At 28.1% G+C, this 21,312-nt stretch carries 23 protein-coding genes and 1 other annotated feature; all 23 genes read right to left on the bottom strand.

The annotated features are described in order from the left end of the window. Nucleotides 1-15: 15 nt before the first annotated feature. Nucleotides 16-480 (bottom strand): Fur family transcriptional regulator, encoded by a 465-nt coding sequence (locus RGC78_RS05060; RefSeq protein ID WP_252212950.1) that lies wholly within the window; start codon nucleotides 478-480, stop codon nucleotides 16-18. 43 nt (nucleotides 481-523) lie between these two features. After that, complete coding sequence (locus RGC78_RS05055; RefSeq protein ID WP_252212952.1) at nucleotides 524-790, bottom strand: DUF1292 domain-containing protein; 267 nt, start codon at nucleotides 788-790, stop codon at nucleotides 524-526. A gap of 209 nt (nucleotides 791-999) precedes the next feature. Next, nucleotides 1,000-1,413, bottom strand: coding sequence for a Holliday junction resolvase RuvX (gene ruvX, locus RGC78_RS05050; protein ID WP_003373859.1), 414 nt, complete (start codon nucleotides 1,411-1,413; stop codon nucleotides 1,000-1,002). A gap of 49 nt (nucleotides 1,414-1,462) precedes the next feature. Then, nucleotides 1,463-1,720: an IreB family regulatory phosphoprotein gene (locus RGC78_RS05045; RefSeq protein WP_003372947.1), complete on the bottom strand. Its 258-nt coding sequence runs from the start codon at nucleotides 1,718-1,720 to the stop codon at nucleotides 1,463-1,465. Between the two features lie 192 nt (nucleotides 1,721-1,912). Further along, nucleotides 1,913-4,552, bottom strand: coding sequence for an alanine--tRNA ligase (gene alaS / locus RGC78_RS05040; RefSeq protein ID WP_252226767.1), 2,640 nt, complete (start codon nucleotides 4,550-4,552; stop codon nucleotides 1,913-1,915). 105 nt (nucleotides 4,553-4,657) lie between these two features. Then, nucleotides 4,658-4,839: a binding site (T-box leader), on the bottom strand. Between the two features lie 84 nt (nucleotides 4,840-4,923). Continuing rightward, nucleotides 4,924-5,955, bottom strand: coding sequence for an AI-2E family transporter (locus RGC78_RS05035; protein WP_252212955.1), 1,032 nt, complete (start codon nucleotides 5,953-5,955; stop codon nucleotides 4,924-4,926). Beyond that, nucleotides 5,933-6,433 (bottom strand): PRC-barrel domain-containing protein, encoded by a 501-nt coding sequence (locus RGC78_RS05030; RefSeq protein WP_252212957.1) that lies wholly within the window; start codon nucleotides 6,431-6,433, stop codon nucleotides 5,933-5,935. The genes RGC78_RS05035 and RGC78_RS05030 overlap by 23 nt, the downstream gene beginning before the upstream one ends. Nucleotides 6,434-6,728: 295 nt before the next feature. Beyond that, nucleotides 6,729-7,814 (bottom strand): tRNA 2-thiouridine(34) synthase MnmA, encoded by a 1,086-nt coding sequence (gene mnmA / locus RGC78_RS05025; RefSeq protein WP_252212959.1) that lies wholly within the window; start codon nucleotides 7,812-7,814, stop codon nucleotides 6,729-6,731. Beyond that, on the bottom strand, nucleotides 7,815-8,252 hold the full coding sequence (gene nifU, locus RGC78_RS05020) for a Fe-S cluster assembly scaffold protein NifU (RefSeq protein WP_252212961.1): 438 nt from the start codon (nucleotides 8,250-8,252) through the stop codon (nucleotides 7,815-7,817). It lies immediately after the preceding gene. Nucleotide 8,253: 1 nt separating this feature from the next. Continuing rightward, nucleotides 8,254-9,435 (bottom strand): cysteine desulfurase NifS, encoded by a 1,182-nt coding sequence (nifS, locus tag RGC78_RS05015; RefSeq protein ID WP_252212963.1) that lies wholly within the window; start codon nucleotides 9,433-9,435, stop codon nucleotides 8,254-8,256. A 3-nt stretch (nucleotides 9,436-9,438) separates the two neighbouring features. Further along, nucleotides 9,439-9,882: an RrF2 family transcriptional regulator gene (locus tag RGC78_RS05010; protein WP_252212965.1), complete on the bottom strand. Its 444-nt coding sequence runs from the start codon at nucleotides 9,880-9,882 to the stop codon at nucleotides 9,439-9,441. Between the two features lie 36 nt (nucleotides 9,883-9,918). Next, nucleotides 9,919-11,205: a replication-associated recombination protein A gene (locus RGC78_RS05005; RefSeq protein ID WP_252212966.1), complete on the bottom strand. Its 1,287-nt coding sequence runs from the start codon at nucleotides 11,203-11,205 to the stop codon at nucleotides 9,919-9,921. A gap of 176 nt (nucleotides 11,206-11,381) precedes the next feature. After that, nucleotides 11,382-11,831: an MOSC domain-containing protein gene (locus tag RGC78_RS05000; RefSeq protein WP_252212968.1), complete on the bottom strand. Its 450-nt coding sequence runs from the start codon at nucleotides 11,829-11,831 to the stop codon at nucleotides 11,382-11,384. A 2-nt stretch (nucleotides 11,832-11,833) separates the two neighbouring features. Further along, nucleotides 11,834-12,814: a GTP 3',8-cyclase MoaA gene (moaA, locus tag RGC78_RS04995; RefSeq protein ID WP_252212970.1), complete on the bottom strand. Its 981-nt coding sequence runs from the start codon at nucleotides 12,812-12,814 to the stop codon at nucleotides 11,834-11,836. A gap of 60 nt (nucleotides 12,815-12,874) precedes the next feature. Then, on the bottom strand, nucleotides 12,875-13,354 hold the full coding sequence (gene moaC, locus RGC78_RS04990) for a cyclic pyranopterin monophosphate synthase MoaC (RefSeq protein WP_035791073.1): 480 nt from the start codon (nucleotides 13,352-13,354) through the stop codon (nucleotides 12,875-12,877). A gap of 13 nt (nucleotides 13,355-13,367) precedes the next feature. Beyond that, nucleotides 13,368-14,390 (bottom strand): molybdopterin-binding protein, encoded by a 1,023-nt coding sequence (locus RGC78_RS04985; RefSeq protein WP_252212972.1) that lies wholly within the window; start codon nucleotides 14,388-14,390, stop codon nucleotides 13,368-13,370. A gap of 605 nt (nucleotides 14,391-14,995) precedes the next feature. Next, nucleotides 14,996-15,796, bottom strand: coding sequence for an SDR family NAD(P)-dependent oxidoreductase (locus RGC78_RS04980; RefSeq protein WP_252212973.1), 801 nt, complete (start codon nucleotides 15,794-15,796; stop codon nucleotides 14,996-14,998). 469 nt (nucleotides 15,797-16,265) lie between these two features. Next, the gene (locus RGC78_RS04975) at nucleotides 16,266-16,679 is read right to left on the bottom strand and encodes a HutP family protein (protein ID WP_252212974.1); all 414 of its coding nucleotides are present in this window, start codon (nucleotides 16,677-16,679) and stop codon (nucleotides 16,266-16,268) included. 33 nt (nucleotides 16,680-16,712) lie between these two features. Then, nucleotides 16,713-17,654 carry a DUF4003 family protein gene (locus tag RGC78_RS04970; RefSeq protein ID WP_252212975.1) on the bottom strand — a complete coding sequence of 314 codons (942 nt, stop codon included), beginning with the start codon at nucleotides 17,652-17,654 and terminating at the stop codon, nucleotides 16,713-16,715. A 181-nt stretch (nucleotides 17,655-17,835) separates the two neighbouring features. Next, nucleotides 17,836-18,660, bottom strand: coding sequence for an acetyl-CoA carboxylase carboxyltransferase subunit alpha (locus tag RGC78_RS04965; RefSeq protein ID WP_252212976.1), 825 nt, complete (start codon nucleotides 18,658-18,660; stop codon nucleotides 17,836-17,838). After that, nucleotides 18,653-19,528, bottom strand: coding sequence for an acetyl-CoA carboxylase, carboxyltransferase subunit beta (gene accD, locus RGC78_RS04960; protein WP_309556166.1), 876 nt, complete (start codon nucleotides 19,526-19,528; stop codon nucleotides 18,653-18,655). The genes RGC78_RS04965 and accD overlap by 8 nt, the downstream gene beginning before the upstream one ends. Continuing rightward, the gene (locus RGC78_RS04955) at nucleotides 19,521-20,873 is read right to left on the bottom strand and encodes an acetyl-CoA carboxylase biotin carboxylase subunit (protein WP_309556165.1); all 1,353 of its coding nucleotides are present in this window, start codon (nucleotides 20,871-20,873) and stop codon (nucleotides 19,521-19,523) included. Before RGC78_RS04955 ends, accD begins: the two co-directional genes overlap by 8 nt. 9 nt (nucleotides 20,874-20,882) lie before the next feature. Continuing rightward, nucleotides 20,883-21,311 (bottom strand): 3-hydroxyacyl-ACP dehydratase FabZ, encoded by a 429-nt coding sequence (gene fabZ, locus RGC78_RS04950; protein ID WP_003370298.1) that lies wholly within the window; start codon nucleotides 21,309-21,311, stop codon nucleotides 20,883-20,885. Between the last annotated feature and the right edge of the window lies 1 nt (nucleotide 21,312).

Here is a 21,312-nt window from a genome sequence, read left to right as displayed (position 1 = left end):
TTATAAGAAATTCTTTTATTCATTTTTATTTTTTTCTTGACACTCTTCACATAATCCATAAAATTTAACACTATGATCAGATATTTTAAATTTGTATTGTGTCTCTATTTGTGTTTCCAAATCCTCTAATAAATCATCTTCAACTTCTAAGACTTTATTACATATATTACATACAAGATGATGATGTCTATGAGTTTCATTAGAGTGAACTAACTCGTATCTACTACAACCGTCATTCAATTCTAATCTGCATATTATACCTAATTCCTCTAAAAGAATAATAGTTCTATATACAGTTGCTAATCCTATTTCAGGACAACTTTTTTTAACTTCATCATATATTTCTTCTGCTGTTAAATGCTTTCCTTCTGTCTCAATAATGGCATTAACAATAGATCTTCTTTGCGCAGTTAATTTATACCCTTTTCTTTTTAAGTCTTCTTTCAAGGCATTCATATCTATTGAAGTTGATTGCTCCATAATAACACCTCACTTTATAAAATATAAGTTAATTTATAAAATTTTACTCTTGTTCTGACATAACAAGATTATATGCTTCTTCAACTAAATCAAATTCTTTTTCATCTTCTATTGAAACAAGAGTTTCATTGCCATCTTCATCAGATATAACTTTTAATACAAATGCTTCATCACATTCATCATTTTCTGCCGGAGTCACTACAACATATTCCCCATTTATTTCGTCTATTTGGAAATAAGTTATCACCTTAAATTTAATTTGTTCTCCTTGTTCATCTAATAATTCTATATATTCTACGTCTTTTTGCATTTTAAATGCTCCTTCCATAACTCTTATATTTTCTGTTCACATAACTAATATAAACAATACTCTTAATTCTATAAGTTCAAGATTTATTACTCTTTTAAAGTATATTAATTATATGCTTAAAGATATCCATTCTCAATTTTCATATTTTAATCATAACTCTATATGAAACCAAGAACTTTGTCTATATTAATCTGTTATAAATTTCAATATTATTTAGATATTCTATCTAAATATCCTTGAAGTATGTATGTTGATGCCACCTTATCAACTATCTTTTTTCTCTTACTTCTTGAAAGATCTGCTTCAAGCATAGCTTTATGAGCTGCAACTGTTGTTAAACGTTCATCCCAAAATTCTACTTTTATATTTAAAGCTTCTTCTACTAGTTTGCCCATTTCCATAGCTATTTCTCCTGATGGTCCTATTGTTCCATTCATGTTTTTAGGAAGTCCTATAACTATAGTTTCTACTTTATATTCATCACAAATTTTTCTTAATTCTTCCATGTCTTTTTCTTTATTTGCTCTTCTTATTGTAGTTATACCTTGTGCTGTAAAGCCTAGTGGATCAGATATAGCTACTCCTATAGTTTTTTTTCCTAAGTCTAAACCTAATATTCTCAAATTAAAGCACCTCTTAAAAAATAAGAGCGCCCGCTAATACGGGCACTCTTTACTTTATCTCTAAATAAGATTTTATAACTTCTTCAAGTATTTCATCTCTTTCAAGCTTTCTTACTAAAGCTCTTGCTCCGTTGTAATTCGTAATGTAAGTAGGGTCTCCTGAAATTAAATATCCAACTAGTTGATTTATAGGATTATAACCCTTTTGTTGTAGTGAATCATAAACCTCTGTTAATATTGCTTTTGTTAAAGCTTCCTTAGTCTTGTTTAAATCAAATTGCATTGTATGTTCAATATTTTTACTCATAAGATTGCTGCTCTTGCAGCTCACCCCCTTACAATATATCAAAAAGAAACTATTTCCATATATAGCATCACCATAATTATTATAAATTATTCATTTATTCACATATTAATGAAATATGATTCTTAATGACAAATTTATATTATATACAGTATTCTTATATATTATTATAACCTATATTTATTAAAAAGTATACTACTTTACTAAAGTTTCAACTATTTTATAAACAGAATCAAGTGCTTCACTTATTTTTTCTGGTAATTTACCTCCAGCTTGGGCCATATCTGGTCTTCCACCACCGCCTCCGCCAAGGATCGTTGCTGCTTCTTTAATTACTTTACCACAATGAGCTCCTTTTGATACTGCTTCTTTATCAGCCATAGCACATATTACAACTTTTCCATCTATTGAACTTGTAAGTAAAGTTAATGAATTATTAACTTTATCTCTAACTTTTTCACAAAGTCCTCTTAATGCTTCTCCATCAACATCTTTTAATCCATAAGTAACTACGTTTATACCTTTAACATCTTTAGCTGAGTTAATTATATCATTAATTTCCATTGAAGCAAATTTAGATTTTAAGTTAGTAATTTCTTTTTCTTTTTCTTTCATTTCTTTAGATTGTTGATCTAATTTACTTGTAATTTCTTTTTCTGAACATTTTAATTTTCCTGAAATTTGTTTTAATAATTCAGCTTTTTCATTTACTAATTTATATGCTTCCATTCCAGTTACAGCTTCTATTCTTCTTGTTCCAGCTGCTATTCCATTTTCAGATATTATTTTAAATAATCCAATTTTACCTGTATTATCTATATGAGTTCCCCCACATAATTCTTTAGAATATTCTCCAGCACATACTACTCTTACTTTTTCAGCATATTTATCATCAAATATACCTACAGCTCCTGAATTTTTAGCTTCTTGTAAGTCCATTTCTGTAGTATTAACAGGTGTAACACTCATTATAGCTTCATTTACTAATTGTTCCACCTTTAATAATTCTTCTTCTTTTACACCTTCAAAATGAGAGAAGTCAAATCTTAATCTATCAGCACTAACATATGAACCTGCTTGATGAACATGAGAACCTAATACTTTAACTAATGCTGCATCTAAAAGATGTGTAGCTGTATGATTTCTCTTTATATTTTCTCTTCTAGCATTATCAACTTCTAATGTTACTTTATCTCCAACTTTAAGTTCTCCGCTTATAGCTTCAACAAAATGAATTATCTTGCCACCGATATTTTTCTTAGTATCTAAAACTTTGCCCTTAAAGTTTTCATTGTGTATTATACCTGTATCTCCTATTTGGCCACCCATTTCAGCATAGAAAGGAGTAACATCTGTAACTACAACAGCATTATTACCTTCTGTTATTGAATCTGTAAAATCTTCTCCATTAACTAAAGTTTTAACTTCAGCAATTAAGCTATCATTTTCATATCCATCAAAAGTAGTTTCAATTTCACCTGAGATTATATCTAATGTTTTTACATCTGTTCCCATATAATTAGAAGTTTTTCTTGCACTTCTAGCTCTTTCTCTTTGTTCCTTCATTTCTTCATGGAAACCGTCCTCATCAAGAGATAAGCCTTCATCTTCTAATATTTCTTTTGTAAGTTCCATTGGGAATCCAAAGGTGTCATATAATTTAAATCCATCAGCACCTTTTAAAACTTTTTCATTGTTTTCTTTTAATTCGCTTATAAGATTATTTAGTATTTCCATACCAGAATCTAAAGTTTCTCTAAACTTATCTTCTTCTATTTTTATAACCTTTTTAATATACTCTTTTTTCGCTTCTAAATCTGGATACGCACTACTACAATCTCTAATAACTACATCACATAAGTTACAAAGGAATGCATCTTTAATACCAAGAGTTTTTCCATGTCTTGCAGCTCTTCTAAGTAATCTTCTTAAAACATATCCTCTTCCTTCATTTGATGGCATAATGTCATCTGAAATCATGAAAGTTATTGATCTAATATGATCAGTTATAATTCTTAAAGACACATCAATTTTATTGTCTTCTCCATATTTAACACTTGCAAGATTTCCAACTTCTTTTAATATATTTTCTAATGTATCAATTTCAAATATGCTATTTTTGTTTTGCATTACAACTGCAAGTCTTTCAAGACCCATTCCAGTATCTATATTAGTACTAGCTAATTTTTCATAATTACCTTTCCCATCACCATCAAATTGAGTGAATACAAGATTCCAAACTTCTATAATCTTATCTGCATCACTAAGTTCTACAAACTCTTCTGAATTCGTTGGTACTTCATCAGTTCTGCTAAAATGAATTTCTGTACAAGGACCGCAAGGACCTGCGCCATGTTCCCAAAAATTATCTTCTTTACCTAATCTAAATATATGAGATTTGTCTACATCAGTAAGAGTAGTCCAATATTCATATGCTTCATCATCATCTAAATATATAGTTACATACAATTTTTCTTTAGGTAATTTTAAAATACCAGTTAAAAATTCCCAAGCCCATGGAATAATTTCTTTCTTAAAGTAATCTCCAAATGAAAAATTTCCAAGCATTTCAAAGAATGTACCATGTCTGCTTGTTATTCCTACATTATCAATATCACCTGTTCTAACACATTTTTGACAAGTAGTAATTCTCTTCTTAGGTGGTTCTTGTAAACCAGTAAAATACGGCTTTAATGGAGCCATACCAGCATTTATTAACAATAAGCTTTTATCATTTTGTGGAACTAAAGAAAAACTTTCTAATTTTAAATGATCCTTACTTTCAAAAAATTTTAAATATGCATCTCTTAAATCATTTGTCTTTGTAAATTTCATAACTTTTCCTCCATAAATATGTATTTGTCTTTTTGATTTTATTAGATTTTCAAACTTAAAACATATGTATAATTTCATATACAAAAAAAGCTCTCTCCCTTATAACAAAGGGACGAAAGCTATTATTTCCGCGGTACCACCCTAATTATGCATTAATAAATATTAATACATCACTTAGTAATTTATAGCTCCTAGGCAGCTTCGAAATATATAGTAAGAAGTTTGCACCATCCACTTCCTCTCTTAATATCCATATAAAATCTACTAATCCTAATCATCGCTTAATATTTTATTATTTCATCAAAAATTATATTTCATATATATAATTATGTCAATATATAACTAAACTTCATTACTTAATGTGATAAAAATCAAAACAAATAATAATTTATATCATCATATAGAACTTTTATTATTACTCCTATTGGCACAGCTAAAAGCATTCCTACAAAACCACCAAACTTATCTCCTATTAATAATAATATAATAATTATTACAGGATGCATATCAGTACTATCAGCAGTTATCTTAGGCGATAATATGTTTCCTTCTATTTGTTGAATAATAAATACACCAATAGTTACCCATAAAGCTTTAATAGGTGAATCTAGTAACGCTACTAATACAGCAGGCACCCCTCCAAAAATAGGACCAAAATAAGGTATTATATTTAATATTGCATTTAATATTGAAATCCATATAGGAAATTTAACTTTAAATACCATAAGTAATATAAATGTTAAAAAACCAATTATAAGAGACAGAAAAACTTGCCCTGTAATATACCTTCCTAAAACTTTATCTATATCATTTAAAATTTTTTTAGTTACTTCTCTTTTTTCTGTTGGTAATATAAATAATAATTTATTATATATTTTATCTCCATCACATAAAAAATAATATACTACCACAGGTATAACAGCGCAAGAAACTATATTTTCCACAATTAATACAATGTTATTAAATAAAGATTTAGATAAATTTAAAAATAAAGCATTTCCCTTTTCAATTAATTCATTATAAATAGATTTTAATATTGGAAAATTATCCACTCTAAATTTAACATATATATCTTCTAAAAAATTTGCAATATTATCAAATATAACTCCTATATTAGATATTTCCTTAAAAAGTTCAGGAATTATAAGCGTTATACAAGAAATAAACATTCCCAGTATAATTAGTATTATTAATCCAGATGCAACCTTCTTTTTAATTTTAAATTTATTTTGAAATAAATCTCTAATAGGTACTATAATATATGCTAATATAAAAGAAATCATAATCATATTTACGATACTCTTTATAGAATTGTTAAATACGTAGCTTAATATAAAAATTATTAATAGTAATGTAAGTAATAGAACTACTAACTTACTTTTATACTTTTTTATCAAATTCATATTTAGTCATATTGTGAGGAATGGATTTAAAGGAAATATTCTCTTTTCCTGTATATAGTATATAATCATCACCTAGTATACACTCATTTAGTAACAGTACTTCTTTACCCTTTAAAATCTTATCAATAAATCCAGAAGTTATTATCATAGCTTTAATAGTATAATTGTTCCTATCTATTAACAAGTCTTCAACTGCGCCTTTCAATTTACTATGTGTATCCATAACATCTAAGTCTTTTATATCTTTAAATTTTAATCCATTTCCACTTTTCAATTCTTTAGCTACTATATCATCACCAATATCTATAACATCATTAATAGATATATAATTTTTTTTAGAAAAAAAAGTTGTATTGGAAATTTCAAAGCCCTCTAATTTTTTTTCATAAAAATTTATATAAATATCTTTTACACTCCCTATTTTTTTACCATCCAAATTATATATTTTCTTTAAATAAAAATCTTTAGTTCTAATCATATTTCACTTTTACTACTCCTTAAATATATTAGATTGTATTTTAGCAGAATATTGATATATGTATAAGCAAAATAGACGAGTAATTAAACTTTACCTATTGTATATATCAACACACATTTAATCCAGAGCCATATATTAAAATTTCATCTTCATAATCCCTATTATATCCATAAGCAATAATTTAATTCTTACTATGATTTAAATATGTATATCATTACATATTTAAATCATAGTAAGTAAAAAAGCAATGATACTATGAAAATTTCTAGTATCATTGCTTAAAGAATCTTATTTTTTAAATAATAGCCTCTATTACTCCACCACCAATAACTATATTTCCGTTATAGAAAACAACTGATTGGCCCTTTGTTATAGCTCTTTGTTTTTCATTAAATACAACTTTAACTCTACCATCTTTCAATGGTACTATAGTAGCTTTAGCCTGTTTTGCAGAATATCTTATCTTAGCTTCAACTTCTATTTCTTTTTCTAATTTATCAAAAGTAATAAAATTCAAATCTCCCGCTATTAATTCTGTTTTAAAAATATCTTCTTCTGCTCCTATTACTACTTCATTTGTTCTAGGATTTATATCAGTAACAAACACAGGTCTACCAACTGAAAGACCTAGACCTTTTCTTTGACCAATTGTATAATATACAATACCTTTATGTTTTCCAAGTATGTTTCCACTTTTATCAACAAAGTTTCCACTCTTTACAGCACCAGGTTTAGCATTTAATATATATTTACCATGATCATTATCTGAAATAAAACATATTTCTTCACTGTCTTTTTTATTATGAACAGCTAATCCTATTTCTTTTGCTATTTCTCTTATTCTGTCTTTAGTATACTCACCACAAGGCATAAGTGTATGTGCTAACTGATCTTGAGTAAAGTTATATAAAGCATATGTTTGATCTTTTCTGTCATCATCAGATCTTATCAACATATATCTATCATCTTTTTTCTCAATTTTAGCATAATGACCTGTTGCTATATAGTCTACCCCTATTCCTTGTGCTTTTCTTAAAAGTTCATCAAACTTTAAATGCTTATTACATTCAATGCATGGATTAGGAGTTCTTCCATCTATGTACTCTTGAATAAATGGTTCAATAACCTTTTTTTTGAAAGAATCTCTAAAGTTTAAAACATAAAAAGGTATATCTAACTTATCACATACTCTTCTTGCATCTTCAACAGCTGAAAGTGAACAACAACCGCCTTCTCTTTCTTCAGCTTCTTTATCTTCTTGCCAAATTTGCATTGTAGCACCAATTACTTCATAGCCTTGTTCTTTTAATAAATATGCAGCGACGGAGCTATCAACTCCGCCACTCATACCTACTAAGACTTTTTTCTTAGTTAAACTCATCTATTCTTCTCCATGAACCATGTTATGTAATTCATCATGATCATGTTCTTTCATTGGTTTTACGTCTAATCCATGAGAAGCTCTATAATCATTTATAGCTTTATGAATAGCTTCTTCTGCTAATACTGAGCAATGCATCTTTACTGGTGGAAGACCATCTAATGCTTCCGCTACTGCTTTATTACTTAATTCCCATGCTTCATCTAAAGTCTTACCTTTTATCATTTCAGTTGCCATTGATGATGATGCTATTGCTGATCCACATCCAAAAGTTTTGAATTTTACATCCTTTATGATATCACCCTCAACTTTTAAATATATTTTCATTATATCTCCACACTTAGCATTTCCAACTTCACCTACGCCATTTGCGTCTTCAATTTCTCCAACGTTTCTTGGATTTCTAAAGTGATCCATTACTTTATCTGTATATATCATATTAATTTTCTCCCTTCTTTAAAAAGTCTTCCCATAATGGTGACATATTTCTTAATCTTTGAATGATAGGTGGTAATGTTTCTATAACATAGTCTATATCTTCTATGTTAGATCCATCCCCTAGTGTTAATCTTAACGATCCATGTGCTTCTTCATGTGGTAATCCAATTGCTAATAATACATGTGATGGATCTAATGATCCTGATGTACAAGCACTTCCACTTGACGCACATATTCCTTCAAAATCTAAAGATAGAAGAATTGATTCACCTTCTATAAATCTAAATCTTACATTTACATTACCAGGTAATCTCTTTTCTCCTCTTGGACCATTTAGATGTGAATATGGTATTTCAAGTAGTCCATCTATTAATCTATCTCTTAATTCACTCATTGTCTTAATATGTTCTTCTAAATTTGCTGTAGCCAATTCAATAGCTTTACCAAGACCTACTATAGATGCTATATTCTCTGTTCCAGCTCTTCTTGTTCTTTCTTGACCACCACCATGAATCAAGTTTTCAATCCTTATTCCTTTTTTAATATATAAAACACCGATACCTTTAGGTCCATAAATTTTATGGCCTGCTAATGATAACATATCTATATTCATTTCTTTTACATCAATGGGAGCATTTCCAATTGCTTGAACAGCATCAGTATGGAAATAAACATTTCTTTCTTTACATATATCCCCAATTTGTTTAATTGGTTGAATTGTTCCAATTTCATTGTTTGCAAACATTATTGAAACTAATATAGTTTTATCTGTTATAGCATTTTTTAAATCTTCTAAATTAATAAAACCTTCTTTATCAACATCTAAGTAAGTAACATCAAACCCATTCTTTTCCAAATACTGACATGTATGAAGAACAGCATGATGTTCTACCTTTGTTGTTATTATATGATTACCTTTATTTTTATGAGCAGAAGCAATACCTTTTATTGCCCAGTTATCAGCTTCTGATCCACCACCTGTGAAATACACTTCATTAGCTTCACAATTTAATGCTTTTGCAACCTTTGCTCTTGCTTCATCTATAGCCATTTTAGTTGTTCTTGATATTCCATAAAAAGAAGATGGATTACCAAAATTTTTCGTAAAATATGGTAACATTTCTTCTAGCACTTCAGGCTTTACATAAGTTGTAGCCGCATAATCCATATATACGTTTCTCATTGTTTATTCACTCCTATCGACAATTTCAATTAAAGTTCTCTTTGTTTCATAATCATCTATTATATCTTTTAAAGTAATTGAATTCATAACATCATCTATACTATCTTTTATCTTTTGCCACAATAACTTTGTTGCACAACTATCAACGTTAGAACACTCTACCCCATCAATACAATCAGCTATTTCAACAGGTCCTTCTAGAACATGCATAATATCACCTACTGTTATTTCTGAAGGTGGCTTACATAAAACATATCCGCCTTGAGCACCTCTTACACTTCTAATTATATTAGCTTTTCTAAGTGGACTAAATAGTTGTTCTAAATAATACTCTGAAAGATTTTGTCTTTTAGATATAGTCTTTATTGATGTCGGGGGACCTCCATAGTTAAAAGCCAAATCAACCATAGCTCTAACTCCATATCTTCCTTTTGTAGAAAGTTTCATATATTCACCCTCTCTAATCACTTATCAATAATTCATTTATATCTTATCAAAATACTCGGCTTTTGTCAATTCATTAGAATTATTTTTTATAGATGACCAATATTTCCGTGCATTTTCTTCATATTTGTTATTTTGTTCAATATAATATCGTTTTTTCTTTAATTCTACTGGTAAATACTCTTGTTTTATATAATGATTTGGATAATCATGAGGATACTTATATCCTCCAACACCAAGACTTTCTGCACCAGCATAATGACCATCTTTTAAATGTTTAGGAACATCTCCAAAATTTATACTTTCCAAATCACTCATTGCAGAATTTATTGCTAGATAAGAACTATTAGATTTAGGTAACGTTGCTAAGTATATTACTAGTTCAGCTAAAACTATTCTAGCTTCTGGGAATCCTACTTTCATAGCTAAATCTAATCCTGAATTAACAACAGTAAGTGCATTGGGATGTGCAAGACCTATGTCTTCAGCTACTATGACAGAAATTCGTCTTATAATAGCTGCTATATTTCCTCCTTTTATAAGTCTTGCTAAATAATGAATTGCTGCATCGGGATCACTACCCCGTATGCTTTTTTGAAGTGCACTTAATAAATTGTAAAATTCATCTCCACTATTATCAGCTCTCATATTAGATTGTCCAAGCTTTTCAATATAGTCTACAGAAATTTCCTTGTGTAAAGTCATTTGTGAATTTACAGCTAATTCTAATATATTATAAGCTTTTCTATAGTCTCCTTGAGATATTTCAGCTATATACTTTAAAGCTTCATTTGAATATTCCACTTCTATACCTTCATTTATTAGTTTATCTAAAGATTTCTCTAATCCTACTATTATATCTGGTATTTTTAATGGTTCAAAAGCAAAAATATTGCACCTACTTATTATTGCTTTATGTATTACAAAATAAGGATTTTCAGTTGTGCTTGCTATTAATGTTATTCTTCCATCTTCTATAAATTCCAATAATGATTGTTGCTGCTTTTTATTAAAATGTTGTAATTCATCTATATAAAGAACTACACCTGCATAGTTTAACAAATTATCTAACTCACTGGTTATATTTTGTATATCTTTTACTGATGCTGTTGTTGCGTTTAATTTATAAAACTTCTTATCCACATATTTAGCCATTATATTTGCTAAAGTAGTCTTACCTGTTCCTGGTGGTCCATAAAATATGCAGTTACATATTTTTTTACTTTTTATCAAATTATATAATGGAGTATTTTCACCTAATATATGTCTCTGTCCAACAAAATCTTCAATTTTACTCGGTCGCATCAAATCAGCTAAAGGACTCATAAATTCACCTCTTTGATATAATCAAAAATTCTTTTTATATATTTATATCTAAATCTTTAATTACAATTATATTCATCAAATAATATTATATCAAAAAAGAAAAATAAAAAAGCATTAAATAAACAAAATAATTAAAATTAAATGTTTATTTAATGCTTTTTATTCAATATTTATTTTCATACATTTTCTACTATACTAGATGCAATCTCAATTTCATCCCCAATTTTCATTTGCCCACCTTCTATTACTTTTGCAAACACTCCATTAGTAGGCATAATGCATTCACCCATTTTTTTATAAATTTCACAATGAGCATGACACTCTTTTCCTATTTGAGTTATTTCTAATTTAATGTTTCCACAAGTTAATAGGCTCCCTATTGGTAAATCTTTTAAATTAAATCCTTGTACTATAACATTTTCACCAAATGCACCATCATTTACTTCTGCACCTTTAGCTTTAAAATCTTCTATTTTTTCATATGATAATAAACTCACTTGTCTATGCCAATTTCCCGCATGAGCATCATTTTCTATTCCAAAATCCTTAACAAGATTTGCCTTTTCTATTCTTTTTTTCTGTGTACCTCTTTTTTCACTAATACAAATTGCCATTATTTTACCCATAATTATCCTCCTATTTGTACCATTTTTCTTTCTTCTAAATTATCTTCTCTTTTAAATTCTAAAAAGTTATGATGTTTAGGTTTATTATAAATAGCTTTTTTAATCATTAAAATAAATTCTTCTTCATCTATTCCGTTTCTTAAAGCTTTCTTTAAATCCAAGGTATAATTATATTGTAAACATAATTTTAATATCCCGTCTGATGTCATTCTAATTCTATTACATTTTTTACAAAATCTATGACTTAATGCACTAATAAATCCGATCTTTCCTTTAAAATTATTTAATGTGTAATATTTAGCCGGACCATTTCCACTCTTTCCAAAATGGTTCTTCATAGTTCCATACTTTTTTTCTATGATATTCTTAATTTTCTCTTGAAAAACAACTTCATTCATATCACCTAATCCAATTGGCATCATTTCTATAAATCTAACATCAATTCTTTCATCTTTTGCAAATCTAGCAATAGATAAAATTTCATCTTCATTAAAATCTTTCATAATCAAACAATTTATTTTAACTGAAGGAATATTACTATTAACGGCTTTTTCTATTGATTTTAAAACATTACTTATACCATCTTTTCTAGTAATATCTTCATATTTTTTTCTATCCAAAGTATCTAAACTAATATTAATTCCATCTAATCCTGCTGATTCTAAATCATCTAAATAATCATGTAACAGTATCCCATTACTTGTAAGAGTAACATTTTCAATTCCTTTTATAGTCTTTATATCTCTTATAAGATCAACTATATCTTTTCTTACAAGAGGTTCTCCCCCTGTAATTTTTATATTATGAATCCCTAACTTAACCATACTTTTACATATAGTAATTATTTCATCAAAAGTTAATATTTCATCATGCTGTAAATATTCCACCCCATCTTTTGGCATACAATATTTGCAACGCAAATTACATCTATCTGTAACAGAAATCCTAAGATAATCAATTGTTCTATTATACTGATCTTTCATTATGTTTCTCCTCTCTATTAGAGTCTTTGGAATAAAATCTAAAAATCAATATTTATACAGTTATTCATTAATGAAATCTCCACTTTTTCCACCTATTTTTCTTCTTAAATGAATATTACCTATTTCCATAGCCTTATCTATAGCCTTACACATATCATATATAGTTAAAAGAGTGGTTGATACAGCTGTTAACGCTTCCATTTCAACACCAGTATTTCCTGTTACTTTTACTTTAGACGTAACTTCAACTTCTAAAGTTTTAGGTAAAAGCTCAAAATCAATAGTGCAATTTGTTATCATTAAAGGATGACATAAAGGTATTAACTCTGAGGTTTTTTTTGCAGCCATAATTCCAGCTACTCTTGCCACACCCAAAACATCACCTTTTTTTGCTGTTCCTTGTTCAATAGCTAAAAATGTGTCTCTATTTACTCTTATTTTTCCTGATGCAATGGCAATACGTTCAGTTGCATTTTTATTACCCACATCTACCATAATTGCATTGCCTTCATTATCAAAATGATTAAATTTATTTTCCATAACCAATATCCCCCTATATCTTTCCAAATCCACAATTAGGGTATGTGCACTTTTCACACGAAAGACATAGTCCACCGTGACCCAATGATGCTAAATCATCCTTAGATATTTTTTCATCAGCCATAATCCTCGGTAAAACTAAATCAAAAATAGTTTGTTTTGCATACATAACACAACCTGGTAATCCCAAAATAGGAATATTGTCATTATAATAAGACATTAAAAACATTGCTCCTGGTAAAACTGGTGCACCATAAGATATTATTTTAGCTCCTGTTGATTTAATTGCACTTGGTGTTAAATCATCTGGGTCTACACTCATTCCACCAGTACAAATAACCATATCTGCACCCTTATCAATATACTCTCTAATTGCATTAGTTATATTATCTGTATCATCGTTTACAATAGTTTGTCCTATTATTTTAACATCAAACTTTGATAATTTTTCTTTTATTACAGGAGAAAATGTATCTTTAATTCTTCCATAATAAACTTCATTTCCAGTGGTTACGATTCCCACCTTTTTCTTTACAAATTTCTTAAGTTCTATAATAGGTATGCTCTCTCCTAGTTTCTTTGCACTTTCTAATTTCTTTCCATCAATAATTAAAGGAATTACTCTCATTCCTGCTAATTTATCGCCTTCTTTTACTATAGTGTTATTATGTCTAGTTGCAATTATAATTTCATCAAGCATATTTATTTTTTTTAGCTTGTCAATATCTATTTTTAATAACCCTTCACAGCTAGCAATCAATTCTATTTTTCCTTCTTTAACTTTACTGTTAGTCATATTATCATTTTTACATATTTCAAGTAATACTTCTGCAGCTTCATTCTCGTGAAAAAAACCTTCTTTCTTTTCCCATACATATAAGTGATCTTTTCCTAAAGATAATAATACTGGTATATCTTCTTTTGTAACTATATGACCTTTTCTAAACGCAGTTCCTTTTTTTACATCTTTTATGATTTGAGTAATATCATGACAAAGAACATGTCCTACTGAGTTTTTTGTATCAATAAGTTTCATCAGGCTTTCGCTCCTTTTATTGTAGTATTTTATCAAATTTTCATATTTATCTTTCGCATAAGCATCTAATATACAGCTATAGTCATATTTCCTATTTATATTATACATTATATACTATTTTTACCTGTAAATACAAATTCATTTATATCTACATTATTTTATTTCTATATATAAAATCACTTAACTTTATCTAATAATTTTATAAGCAAATTTTATACCACTTTTTTATATAAAAACTTAATTTATTTATCTTTAATCTACTTGAATTCTTGAAAATCTTATCATTTTTAAATACATTATATTCATTGTTTATTTAGAGCAAAATCTCCTAGGCGACTTTAGCCCAGCGATTTTTTTAGCCATATACCCTTTCTAAACGTAGTGCAAGAATAATTGCCCGTCAAAAGAATAAAAATAATTGTTTATTAAAATGATAATATATTATCATTTTGATAAATCTCTATTCTACAAGATTATTAATTGGATATGTATAAAAAACGGCACTAATTATCAAATTGATAATTAGTGCCGTTTCTTATAATTTATAACTTAATAAATCAAATTATATTTCTACTTATTAAACAAATAAACTTTCTATCACTTAATTAATTTAATTCAGCATCGATCATACTTAATATTAATCTATCCATTCCACTTTCAATAATATATCCACCATCAACTCGCATTGTATCTCCTGTTATAAAACTTGCTCTTGGACTACAATAAAATGCTGTAGCATAAGCAATATCTTCTGGCTCTCCTATTCTAGCAACTGGTGTTTCACTCACGATCTTATCCTTAGCTACTTGCAATAATTGAGAGCTCATAGAAGTATTAATAGATCCTGGTTGAATTGAGTTAACTGTTATTCCATAGCGTCCAAATTCTTTAGCTAAACTTTGTGCCATAGCAACTAGTCCTTCTTTAGCTAAACAATAATGTGCATTTCCTGTAACTCCATGATAAGCTCCAAGTGATGACATTATTACAATTCTTCCATATTTTCTTTCTTTCATTTTTTCTCCACACGCTTTTACACAATAGATAGCTCCATAAACATGTGTATTTATAATAGCTTCTATATCTTCCATTGGCATTTTAGTAAGGTAATTTAACGGTGTTGAGTTTCCTGCGTTACAAACTAATATGTCTATTTGACCATGTTTCTCATAAATACTTTTGATAGCATCATCTACAGACTTTTTATTAGATACATCTACTTTATATGATTCAGCATATCCACCTTTTGCTACAATAGCGTCCTTTGTTTCTTCGTTTTTTTCTTCATTTCTAGCTAAAATCATAACTTTAGCGCCTCTTCCAGCTAGTTCTTCGCTAATAGCTCTACCTATGCCTGTGTTTCCCCCTGTAACAATAGCAACTTGATTAATTAATTCTTTGTTCATACTTTCCATCTTCCTTTTCTATGACTTATATTATTATAAAAATTTATAGTTATTATTAATTTAACTTAACTATTATCATCTACATTGATTAATATACCAAAAAAGTAATGTTTATACAAATTTCAATGTTTTCTTTTATTTTAGAACAAAAAAATTATAAACATGATATTAACTACTATGTGCTTATGTTTTAAAATTTGGCTCTGTTTTAAATGTGTGTTGATATATACAATAGGTAAAGTGGCATTGTAATTGGATTTTGAGAATTCTCAATGAGTATTGGGCTATACTCATTTTAGCATTCCTAAGTTCAATTACTCCGCTCACTTTGCTTATGCATATATCAACACTCCGCTAAAACAAAGCCTAAAATTTAAATTATTTTTCACAACACACTTTTTTAATCTCTATAATAAAAAAGATAGATATTAAAATAATTCTTGTTATCTTAATATCTATCATCATCTTTTTATACTGGTATAGCTCTATGCCCTATTCCTATAACAACTTCATCTAAATGAAGTAAACCAATACTTAAGAATATGCATACAGAAATATGTTCCCCGCCTCTAGCTATTCCAATTTTTCCACCTACATTTTGTGCATTAGCTCTATTAGAAACTTGAATTATAGCATCTCTAGTAGCTCCTATTACTGCACCTTCATGTAAATGTTCTTCTCTTATAAGGCCATTTCTTTTGGATGCAACCAGTGCACTTTCTAATATCTTTGATATTGATGAATTAATATTTCCACCTATATTTACTGCTGTAACTTTTATACCTTCTTTGTTATATATCTTTTTTAAATCTTCTTCCTCAAATCTATCACATATAGCCATTTTAGTTGCTATTTTAGCAACCTTTGTGCTATTACTCTCCATAAGATTATTCTCCTTTAATATTAATTTTTATTGTTATATTAACAATAACGTTAAGTATTCTATTAACTTCTTAACTATATTTATTTCATTTTCAGTAAATAAATCCTCATCATCTTCTGAAATGATTTCAATATATTCATATAATACTAGTGTAATAGATACTAGTACAATCTGATCCTTTTTTATAAATCTTTTTTCACATAAATCATCATATACTTCACTAATATTATCAATAAATTCATTATTATTTTCAATTATTAATGAAGATAAACCCAATAATAAATAATGCTCTTCTTTTATTTCCATTTTAGTATTATTTAAATGTGATTTTATTTCTATAACATTATTTATATAACTAGTATAATCCATTTCATCTAAATTTATCATTGCAAGTGTAATAAAAAAAGCTTCTTTTTTATCAAATTTTTTTCTGAGTAATTTAAAATATATCTTTAGATACTTTCTAACTAATTGATTATATTCCCTAGAAAACATTGATAAATTTATAAAGCATATATTCATTAATTTAAATTCATCTATACCCTGTACTTTGCTCTTTATTTCAGTTTTTGCCTTTAACATATTATTTAATATATTATCATATTCTTTTTTATGAAATCTTAAAGTAATAATAAACGATAAAAGTTCTAAGTACTTGTCCTTTTTAAAACCTTTATTTACTAAATTATCATATATTATAATTGTGTCTTTAACTATCTTTTCATATTGAAAATTTGAACATAAAAAAGCAGACATTGCTTTTTTAACGTTTCCATTAAATACATTATTTAGTTCACTTTTACTTATGTATTTTCTAATACTTTTTAATTCACTTTTATCTACTTCATTTTTATTTATTATATAAAGTAAACTTTCTAATATTTTAACTTTATTATTATCAAATATTAATGTTCTGCTTATATCTTTATAATAGTCTTTAAATATATCTACCTTACTTTTCAGATCAACATCCATAATCATCATCCTCTTAAAAAAAATTAACTTTAATATTATATTATTTCTAAATAGTATATATTGTCAATGACTCATATTTAACTTTCTTAGCTTAAAAAATATATTAAAATATCTATAATCAAAAAAGCTCAAAAGATTGCAATCTTTTGAGCTTATATTAAAAATCACTATATATTATAAATTACTCTAAAGTTCCTATTTTTCTAAATTTATCATAACGTTCATTTATCATTTGATTTGTTTCAATGTTTTTCATTTCATTTATTGCATTCATAAGTTCTTTTTTTATGAGCGTTACTTGTTTTGGTGGATTTTTATGTGCTCCACCTCTTGGCTCTTTTATTACCTTATCTATAATACCAAACTCATTTAAATCTTGTGCTGTTATTTTCATAACATTTGCAGCTTCTTTTACTCTCTTGCTATCTTTCCATAATATAGATGCAAATCCTTCTGGTGAAAGTATTGAATAAACTGCATTTTCTAACATAAGTATTTTATCTGCCACTGTTAATGCTAATGCTCCTCCACTTCCCCCTTCTCCAATAACTATAGAAATTATGGGGGTTTTCAATCTACTAAGTTCGAACAAATTATTTGCAATAGCACTACCTTGCCCTCTTTCTTCTGCCCCGACTCCACAAAAGGCTCCTGGAGTATCTATAAAACAAATAACAGGTCTATTAAATTTTTCTGCTTGTTTCATAAGTCTTAATGCTTTTCTATAGCCTTCTGGATTGGGCATTCCAAAATTTCTTTCTATATTTTCATTTGTATTAGCTCCCTTTGTTATTGCTATTACCGTAACGCTAATATCTTCAAATGATGCTATTCCACCAATTACAGCTTTGTCATCACCAAATAATCTATCTCCATGAAACTCTATAAAATCTTTAAAAATATTATCTATATAATATTTTCCTGTAGGTCTATCTTTATGCCTAGCTATTTCAACTTTTTCCCAAGGGCTTGATACTACTATTGATTTTATAAACTCTTTATTCATACTTATTCACTCCATGTAAAATAAGAATCTTATATAAATAAGCTCTCATATTTTTTCTTTCTACAATACTATCTATGAATCCTTTTTCAAGAAGAAATTCTGATTTTTGAAATGACTCTGGAAGAGTTTCATTTATTGTGTTTTCTATAACTCTTCTACCTGCAAATCCAATTAAAGCATTTGGCTCACTTAATATAATATCGCCTTCCATAGCAAAACTTGCTGTTACTCCTCCAGTAGTTGGATCAGTTAATATTGTTATATATAATAGCCCCTTTTCATCATGCCTTGCAAGAGCAGCACTTATTTTTGCCATTTGCATAAGCGAAAAAATACCTTCTTGCATTCTTGCTCCACCTGAAGCTGTAAAAATCAAAATAGGAAGATTATTTTCTGTAGCATATTCTACTATTCTAGTAATTTTTTCTCCGACAACAGTCCCCATGCTTCCCATCATAAAGAAACTATCCATTATTGCACAAGCTACTTCCAAATCATTTATTCTACCTACTCCAGTAACTACTGCTTCTTTACTTCCAGTATTGCTTTGAGATTGATTTATTTTCTCTTTATAATCTTCAAAGTCAATAGGATTATTTGTTTTTAATGATTTCCACATTTCTTTAAAAGTATCTTTATCAAATAATTGTTTTATTCTTTCCTTAGGTGATATTCTAAAGTGTTGATTACACTTATTACATACATATTTGTTATTTTCTAAATCTTCATAGTAAATCATACTATTACAATTACTGCATTTAGTCCACATTCCAGATGGAATATTAGGCTTTTCTTCTACTACTTTACTTTTATATGCTGATGGATTAACCGTTGCATATTTACTTTTTTTAAATAAATCCTTAAGCATTATTCTTCACCATCTTTTCTGATAAAAATGACGTATCATAATTTCCATCTAAAAACTCTTGCATTTCAAGTATAGAAAATTGAAAATCAATATTAGTTTTTACTCCACCTACTGCAAATTCACCTAAAGCTCTTTTCATTTTTACAATAGCTTCTTCTCTAGTTTTTCCAAAAGTTATAAGCTTTGCAATCATAGAATCATAAAAATAAGGTATATTGTATCCACAATATATAGCAGAATCTACTCTAACCCCCATCCCACCTGGAACGCATAACTCTGATACTTCTCCAGGACATGGTCTAAAATCATTCTCTGGATCTTCTGCATTAATTCTACATTCAATAGCATGACCAGATATCTTTATATCTTCTTGCTTTAATAATAACTTTTCTCCTGAAGCTATCTTTAATTGTTCTTTAACTAAATCAACACCTGTAATCATTTCTGTAATTGGATGCTCTACTTGTATTCTTGTGTTCATTTCCATAAAGTAAAAGTTATTATCTTTATCAAATAAAAATTCTATAGTTCCTGCATTTTTATAATTAACAGCCTTCGCTGCTTTCTTAGCTATTTCTCCCATAGTATTTCTTATTTCTTCATTTAATATATTAGATGGAGCCTCTTCTAAAACCTTTTGATTCTTTCTTTGAAGAGAGCATTCTCTTTCTCCTAAATGAACAACATTTCCATACTCATCAGCCAAAATTTGAAATTCAATATGTCTAGGTCTTTCAATGAATTTTTCTATATACAATCTGTCATCACCAAAGCAAGCTTTAGATTCAGATTTAGCAGTTTTATATCCCTTTAAGAATTCTTCATCACTTCTGGCAATTCTTATTCCTTTTCCACCACCACCAGCAGCTGCCTTTATCATTATAGGATAACCTATTTTTTTAGCAATACCTAAAGCATGTGTTTCATTCTCTATTTCCCCTTCATATCCAGGTACAACAGGAACATTTGCTTTTTTCATTATTTCTCTAGCTCTTGCTTTGTCACCCATAAGTTCAATTGATTCATAATCTGGACCTATGAATTTTATATTACATTCTTTACACATCTTTGCGAACTTAGCATTTTCAGATAAAAATCCAAATCCAGGATGTATTGCATCAGCCCCACTAAGTACACATGCACTTAAAATATTAACAATATTTAAATAACTATCTTTAGCTATTGCTGGACCTATACAAATCGCTTCATCAGCCAATTGAGTATGAAGTGCTTCTTTATCAATTTCTGAGTAAACAGCAACTGTAAGTATTCCCATTTCTCTACAAGCTCTAATTATTCTAACTGCAATTTCTCCTCTATTTGCAATAAGTACCTTTTTAAACATATCCTTCACCTATCCTATAGCAAAAAGTATTTCAGCTTCACAAACTGTTTTACCATCAACTGAAGCTATTCCTTTACCTATTCCTATTGGTCCCTTAAGTTTTACTATTTCACAATATAAATCTAATCTATCTCCTGGTACAACCTTTGCCTTAAATCTAACCTTATTAGTTCCAGCAAATAATGGAGTTTTTCCTTTAAACTTTTCCATTGATAAAATAGCCACAGCTCCTGCTTGTGCCAAAGCTTCTATTTGTAAAACCCCTGGCATAATTGGTTCTTGTGGATAATGGCCTTGGAAAAATTGTTCATTTGCAGAAACATTCTTATATCCCTTAACAAATAATTTTTCTTCTATATCCATTTCAGTTACTCTATCTATAAGTAAAAATGGGTATCTATGAGGTAAAATTTCTTTTATTTCTTCTATCTTTAACATA

This window comes from Clostridium aquiflavi (assembly GCF_031344075.1).
In the GTDB taxonomy this organism is placed as follows: Bacteria; Bacillota; Clostridia; order Clostridiales; family Clostridiaceae; genus Clostridium; species Clostridium aquiflavi.
This window is presented reverse-complemented; position numbering and strand designations above follow the sequence as displayed.

Excerpts from the sequence above, each read along its gene's own strand:
- RGC78_RS05060 (WP_252212950.1), bottom strand. The coding sequence starts at position 480 with ATGGAGCAATCAACTTCAATAGATATGAATGCCTTGAAAGAAGACTTA.
- RGC78_RS05055 (WP_252212952.1), bottom strand. The coding sequence starts at position 790 with ATGCAAAAAGACGTAGAATATATAGAATTATTAGATGAACAAGGAGAA.
- RGC78_RS05045 (WP_003372947.1), bottom strand. The coding sequence starts at position 1,720 with ATGAGTAAAAATATTGAACATACAATGCAATTTGATTTAAACAAGACT.
- alaS (WP_252226767.1), bottom strand. The coding sequence starts at position 4,552 with ATGAAATTTACAAAGACAAATGATTTAAGAGATGCATATTTAAAATTT.
- RGC78_RS05035 (WP_252212955.1), bottom strand. The coding sequence starts at position 5,955 with ATGAATTTGATAAAAAAGTATAAAAGTAAGTTAGTAGTTCTATTACTT.
- RGC78_RS05030 (WP_252212957.1), bottom strand. The coding sequence starts at position 6,433 with ATGATTAGAACTAAAGATTTTTATTTAAAGAAAATATATAATTTGGAT.
- mnmA (WP_252212959.1), bottom strand. The coding sequence starts at position 7,814 with ATGAGTTTAACTAAGAAAAAAGTCTTAGTAGGTATGAGTGGCGGAGTT.
- nifU (WP_252212961.1), bottom strand. The coding sequence starts at position 8,252 with ATGATATATACAGATAAAGTAATGGATCACTTTAGAAATCCAAGAAAC.
- nifS (WP_252212963.1), bottom strand. The coding sequence starts at position 9,435 with ATGAGAAACGTATATATGGATTATGCGGCTACAACTTATGTAAAGCCT.
- RGC78_RS05010 (WP_252212965.1), bottom strand. The coding sequence starts at position 9,882 with ATGAAACTTTCTACAAAAGGAAGATATGGAGTTAGAGCTATGGTTGAT.
- RGC78_RS05005 (WP_252212966.1), bottom strand. The coding sequence starts at position 11,205 with ATGAGTCCTTTAGCTGATTTGATGCGACCGAGTAAAATTGAAGATTTT.
- RGC78_RS05000 (WP_252212968.1), bottom strand. The coding sequence starts at position 11,831 with ATGGGTAAAATAATGGCAATTTGTATTAGTGAAAAAAGAGGTACACAG.
- moaA (WP_252212970.1), bottom strand. The coding sequence starts at position 12,814 with ATGAAAGATCAGTATAATAGAACAATTGATTATCTTAGGATTTCTGTT.
- moaC (WP_035791073.1), bottom strand. The coding sequence starts at position 13,354 with ATGGAAAATAAATTTAATCATTTTGATAATGAAGGCAATGCAATTATG.
- RGC78_RS04985 (WP_252212972.1), bottom strand. The coding sequence starts at position 14,390 with ATGAAACTTATTGATACAAAAAACTCAGTAGGACATGTTCTTTGTCAT.
- RGC78_RS04980 (WP_252212973.1), bottom strand. The coding sequence starts at position 15,796 with ATGAACAAAGAATTAATTAATCAAGTTGCTATTGTTACAGGGGGAAAC.
- RGC78_RS04975 (WP_252212974.1), bottom strand. The coding sequence starts at position 16,679 with ATGGAGAGTAATAGCACAAAGGTTGCTAAAATAGCAACTAAAATGGCT.
- RGC78_RS04970 (WP_252212975.1), bottom strand. The coding sequence starts at position 17,654 with ATGGATGTTGATCTGAAAAGTAAGGTAGATATATTTAAAGACTATTAT.
- RGC78_RS04965 (WP_252212976.1), bottom strand. The coding sequence starts at position 18,660 with ATGAATAAAGAGTTTATAAAATCAATAGTAGTATCAAGCCCTTGGGAA.
- accD (WP_309556166.1), bottom strand. The coding sequence starts at position 19,528 with ATGCTTAAGGATTTATTTAAAAAAAGTAAATATGCAACGGTTAATCCA.
- RGC78_RS04955 (WP_309556165.1), bottom strand. The coding sequence starts at position 20,873 with ATGTTTAAAAAGGTACTTATTGCAAATAGAGGAGAAATTGCAGTTAGA.
- fabZ (WP_003370298.1), bottom strand. The coding sequence starts at position 21,311 with ATGTTAAAGATAGAAGAAATAAAAGAAATTTTACCTCATAGATACCCA.